Source organism: Arthrobacter sp. JCM 19049 (genome assembly GCF_001310435.1).
In genome coordinates, this window is record NZ_BAXF01000135.1 from 1 (window position 1) to 5178 (window position 5178).

The following is a 5178-nucleotide window of genomic DNA, read 5'->3' on the forward strand; positions in this document are numbered from 1 at the left end:
CCGGCCGATCGAGCAGAAGTCCGGGGGCTGGCCGGCGGCCAGCCACCGGAAGGCGACCACATCGGTGCAGGCCCGCTCCAGCTCCCGGGAGGAACGGACCCCGACGCAGTACCCGTAGAGCACGATCCGCAGCATCGACCGCGGATCATACGGCGGCTGGCCCTTCGCCTTGGCATACGAGGCGTAGAACCGGGTCAGGTCCAGCTCGGTCTCGACGAGTTCGGCGACGAACCGTGCCAGATGCCCTTCGGGAAGCCACTCATCCAGAGAGGGGGGACCAGTATCACCGCATCCGGCTCAAACGACCTGAAGCGCTTGTTCACCCCGCCATTGGCGTCCATCGAGACCTCGGCGGGAGCCTCGACCCGCTCCACCAGCGACTCATCGAACAAACCATCCACAGGCGAAGCACCGGTATCCATGTCCACAATTGTGCCAGCGACCCGCTTCCGGGGCGGGCTGATCCGCCGGCCGAACTAAAAGTTGGGCACGGCACTACTGACCCACGCACCTAGGTTGTAGGCGCTTTGATCCGGTTGCTCATGGTGATGTGCAGGATTCCCAGAAGGGGAGCGACGATTACCATCAACTCGTGGATGATCAGCACGTGTTCCCGATCGTCGAGATCTATGACGGCACGGATTCGTTCACCGCGCACCGCGAGAGCGATCACTTCGCCGAGATCGACGGGCCACAGACCATCCCACTGCTGTAGGGGCGGGTGGTCGTCGGCTACGCGGGTCACGGCGTGATCGGCTGAGTTTGGAGGATCAGTACGCCCTGCCCAGATCCGCACCCAGGCCGCGCGCGTTCCCCAGCTGCAGTGCCATGTCGGCCCGCAGCGACGAGACATCGGTCGCGGCGGTAATAAAGGTGAACCCCTGCTCGGCGCGCCGAGCGGCCTGCAGGCCGTCGGCGCAGTGTACGCCGGCGATCTTTCCGCGTTCCTTCGCAGCGGCGATCACACGGTCCAGCTCCTCGTCCAGAAGTGGCAGGATCGCGTCCTCGAACGGCACACGTGCGCCGAGCGCCAAGGAGAGGTCGTATGGCCCGACGTAGACGCCGTCGACCCCGTCGACGTCGAGGATGGCCTCAACCTCACCCAGCCCCGACTCTGTTTCGATCATCGCGAGCACAGTGACCGACGCATCCGTCTCTGCTGGCGTCGCACTGAAGTGCGGCCCGAGTCGCATGGGACCGAAGGAACGACTTCCGCCCGAGGTTGGGTATCGGGCAGCCAATGCCGCCTTGCGAGCCTCGACGGCGGAGTCGATCAACGGGACGATCACGCCTCGCGCGCCCGCATCGAGCACCCGCCCGATCTCGGCGGCGCTGTTGGTCGAGACACGGGCGAACGGCACGGCGCCACCGGCCGCGATCGCGACCAGCGCACGTACCTGGGCATCATACCCGAGCAGGCCATGTTGGCCGTCGATGCACACGTAGTCGAAGCCAGCGCGGGAGATCTGCTCGGTCGCGACGATGGAGTCGAGCGTTACCCAGGCGCCACGCGGGGCGCCTGGGTCAGCGCGGTCGAGTGCTGCTCAGACATCGAGCTCCTCGTTGTGGCGCACCTTCACGAATGCAACCGAGATGAATCCGACGACGGCGCAGAGCGCCACGAAGATCGCCACCGGGACCCAGCTGCCCATGAACGCGGCCAGCAGCGCCGTCGCGATGAGCGGAGCCGGACCACCCACGATCGCGGCGCCAAGCTGGTAGCCCACCGAGGCGCCCGTGTAGCGGATCTCAGGTGCGAAGTTCTCGGCCAGAACCGTGCCGATAAGCGAGCCGTAGGTCGGCCAGATGACCGCTAAGGAGACGATGATCGCGGTGCCCGCGAGCCACAGGTCACCGCTCGAGAGCATGGCGAGGTAGGGGAAGATGAAGATCGCCACGGCGACTGAGCCGCCCAGGAACACCTTCTTGCGCCCGATGCGGTCGGAGAGCCCACCATAGAAGAGCATGCTGCCGATGCCGAGGACCGAACCGACGAGTATGAACGCCAGGATCGACCCGAAGTCATAGCCGAGACCGATGGTGTAGGAGATCGAGAACGTTGCGAAGATGAAGAACGTGCTCGTCTCGACGAACTTCGCGCCAGTCGAGATCAGCACTTCACGCCAGTAGTGCTTCAGCACGGTCGCGATCGGCAGCTTCTGCTTGGTGCCCTCGGCCCGCACCTTGCGGAACGACGGCGTCTCGTCGATACGCGCGCGGATCCACAGGCCGGTGACGAGCAGCACGCCCGAGAGGAGGAACGGAATGCGCCAGCCGAAGCTTTCGAACGCTTCCTCGGGGAAGACAGCGCGCGCCGCGATCGTGACGATGTTGCCGAGCGCAAGGCCAGCCAGTGCGCCGAGCTGCGGCACGGCGCCGTAGAAGCCACGGCGGTTCTTGGGCGCGTACTCGACCGCGAGCAGCAGTCCGCCGCCCCACTCGCCACCGAGCGCTAGGCCCTGCACCAGGCGCAGCAGCGTCAGCAGGATCGGCGCCATCACGCCGATCGCCGCGTACGAGGCAGCACACCCATGAGCATCGTGGCGACGCCCATCAGGGTCAGGGTGATGACGAGCGTCTTCTTGCGCCCGATGCGGTCGCCGATGTGGCTGAAGATGACGCCGCCGATGGGGCGCACGGCGAAGGCCAGGGCGAACGAGCCGAAGGCCAGTAGCGAGCTGACCACGGGGTCTTCGCTCGGGAAGAATTGGGTGTTGAAGATGACGGTCGCCATCGTTCCGTATAGGAAGTAGTCGTACCACTCGATGGTGGATCCGACGGCACTGCCCCAGAGCGCGCGGCGGCGATCTTTGGCCGTGACGACGATTTCGGGCCTGTCGTTCGGCCGCTTCTCATCTTTAGTGGCGGTCATACTGTTTCCTTTGAAAGCGACGCGGATGCGTAGTTGGGGATGGGGACGAGAGGTTGCGACCCGGGAACGAGGATGGGACGCCCGACGGCACCCGTGCGCAGGTGCTCGATCGCCGCATTGGCGTCTTCGAGCGCGAAGGTCTGGTCGAGCAGGCGGTCGAGCGGAAGACGCCCTGCCTTGTACAGGCGCAGGATCTCTGGGAGCTGCACGGGCGTGTTCGACGATCCGTAGAGCGCGCCGACGATCCGGCGGTCACCCTGCACGAGCATGTTGATCGGGATCGAGAGCTCCTCGCCGGCCGCGCCAAGCCCGACTACGACTTCGGTGCCGCCGGGTCGCAGCGAGTCGAACCCGGCGCGGACCGTGGCGGGGCGGCCGATGGCCTCCAATACGTAGTGGGCGCCGTCGCCGGTGATCTCAAGCACGCGCTCGGTAAAGTCCTCCGTGCTTGAGTCGATGGTGTGGGTCGCGCCCAGCTCGCGGGCCTTCTCGAGGCGCGCAGGCACAACATCCGACACGATGATCTTTGCGGCGCCCACCAGCTCGGCGGCGATCACGGCCGAGAGCCCGACGCCGCCAGCGCCGATTATGGCGACGGTCTTGCCTGTCAGGTCGGGCATGCGGTTGAGAACGGTGCCCATGCCCGTGATAACGGCGCAGCCGACGATCGCCGCGATCTCCGAGGGGACGTCGGCGTCGATCGCTATAAGCGACTCCTGGGAGACGACTGCGTGCTCGGCAAAGACCGAGTCACCCATGAGGTGGTGATAGCGCACGCCGTCCTTGCTGAGGCGGGTGCCACCGCGAAGCAGGCCGTTGGTCTGGCCGTGTACCTTGCCGAGAGTGCACTGCGCGGGCTTGCCCGAGAGGCAGAACTCGCATTCCCCGCAGCGCGGGCGCCACATGAGCACGACCTTGTCGCCCGGGGCGAAGGCGGTCACTCCATCGCCGACCTGTTCGACGATGCCGGCGCCTCGTGGCCGAGCACGATCGGGGTGCGAGCGGCGAGGGCGCCAGAGATGTAGTGCACATCGCTGTGACAGACGCCGGCGGCCTCGATGCGTACGCGAACCTCACCTGGTCCGGGCAAATCGAGCTCCAACTCTTCGAGTACCAGCGGTGAGCCGGTTTCGTACATCACCATCGCCTTCATGCAGGCGCCTCCTTATTTCTTTGATCGATCGAGCCTCATCGACTTCGATGCTTCGGTGCGAGGCGGGCTGCTTTGCCCGTGGCGCTGCGCGGCGATCGGCTCTCTGAGACGATCGTCACCGTAGACCGGGTGCACCCGCCACGTACAGCTCAAGTTCCGGTCAGCGGAACTGCTCAGAGGGAGTTGAAGGCGGGGTTCGCTCGGATACGACGGTTGAGTCCGAGGGTGGTGATGCGCACTGCGGGGGCGTACTGCAGGATGTTGGCCTGGCCCGCTGGGCCGGAGACCGAGATCGCCGCGATCGGGGTGCCGTCGCCGCGCAGGATCGGACAAGCGACGCATTCCACGCCGGGGTTCGACTCTTCGATCTCGTGGGCGTAGCCGTTGTTGCGCACGAGGTCCAATTGCCGTCGCAGGCTCGGCTCGTCGGGGACGGTGCCGGGGCCCAGCAGTTCGAAGGTTTCGGGGATTGCCATGTCGACGACCGCCTCGGCAGAATGCGCCAACACTGCCTTGCCTCCCGCAGTCGCATAGGCGGGAACGCGCCCACCGACTCGCGAGCGGATCGCCATTTCAGCATCGTGACCGCGCAGGATCTCGACGTAGACCTGGTCGGTGCCCTTTAGCACGCTGAGCTGTACGGTCGTTCCGGTCGCCTGGCGCAGATCTGCCATCGCGGCCAACGCGAGGCGTCGCAACTCCTTCGAGCGCTGCACAAGCTCACCCAGTTCGAACAACCGGATGCCGACACGCACACCATTGTCGGCGCGCTCCAGAAAATCGACGGCGACCAGCTCGCTGATGATGCGAGACGTAACCGACTTGGCGAGCCCGGACCGCCGCGCAATGTCGTTCACGCCCAGCACCGGAAATTCCCCGCTGAAGGCGCCCAGCACTGCAGCGACACGGCCTATCATGGAGCGCGGTATGTTCCGCTCATTGGAACCCATGATCACAGTCTAGCCGGACATGTGTGTTCAATGGAGGAGTTGCGGTGAGACCGCCGCTTGCATGAACCAACAGGAGGACCAAATGACCGAGTCTGCCGCGCCCAACCTCACCATCGACCAGGTGGTCACCCGGGTCGCCGCCGCATCCGTCGTCTGGGCCGCGACGGCCTACGCCGAGCTGCCCGCGTCATGCGTGCCATCGC

General features: G+C 65.8%; 5 protein-coding genes and 3 pseudogenes. 1 reads left to right on the top strand and 7 read right to left on the bottom strand.

The genetic code is table 11. The features are described 5' to 3' along the window. A pseudogene (locus JCM19049_RS19415) lies at positions 1–341 on the bottom strand (transposase); the annotation flags it as partial. A gap of 251 nt (positions 342–592) precedes the next feature. Here JCM19049_RS19415 and JCM19049_RS19420 point away from each other — a divergent pair. Continuing rightward, on the top strand, positions 593–715 hold the full coding sequence (locus JCM19049_RS19420; RefSeq protein WP_279402729.1) for a hypothetical protein: 123 nt from the start codon (positions 593–595) through the stop codon (positions 713–715). A 55-nt stretch (positions 716–770) separates the two neighbouring features. Here JCM19049_RS19420 and JCM19049_RS07875 read toward each other — a convergent pair. The 6 genes and pseudogenes from JCM19049_RS07875 to JCM19049_RS07890 form a co-directional block, all read right to left on the bottom strand. Further along, positions 771–1493, bottom strand: a pseudogene (locus JCM19049_RS07875) (HpcH/HpaI aldolase/citrate lyase family protein); the annotation flags it as partial. A 51-nt stretch (positions 1494–1544) separates the two neighbouring features. Then, positions 1545–2498, bottom strand: a complete 954-nt coding sequence (locus JCM19049_RS07880; RefSeq protein ID WP_279402731.1) for an MFS transporter — start codon at positions 2496–2498, stop codon at positions 1545–1547. Further along, positions 2498–2872, bottom strand: a complete 375-nt coding sequence (locus tag JCM19049_RS19425; RefSeq protein WP_279402730.1) for an MFS transporter — start codon at positions 2870–2872, stop codon at positions 2498–2500. Before JCM19049_RS19425 ends, JCM19049_RS07880 begins: the two co-directional genes overlap by 1 nt. Continuing rightward, positions 2869–3630 carry a zinc-binding dehydrogenase gene (locus JCM19049_RS19430; RefSeq protein WP_306420742.1) on the bottom strand — a complete coding sequence of 254 codons (762 nt, stop codon included), beginning with the start codon at positions 3628–3630 and terminating at the stop codon, positions 2869–2871. The genes JCM19049_RS19425 and JCM19049_RS19430 overlap by 4 nt, the downstream gene beginning before the upstream one ends. After that, positions 3631–4025 (bottom strand): annotated as a pseudogene (locus JCM19049_RS19435) (alcohol dehydrogenase catalytic domain-containing protein); the annotation flags it as partial. A 173-nt stretch (positions 4026–4198) separates the two neighbouring features. Then, on the bottom strand, positions 4199–4921 hold the full coding sequence (locus JCM19049_RS07890) for an IclR family transcriptional regulator (RefSeq protein ID WP_054821318.1): 723 nt from the start codon (positions 4919–4921) through the stop codon (positions 4199–4201). Between the last annotated feature and the right edge of the window lie 257 nt (positions 4922–5178).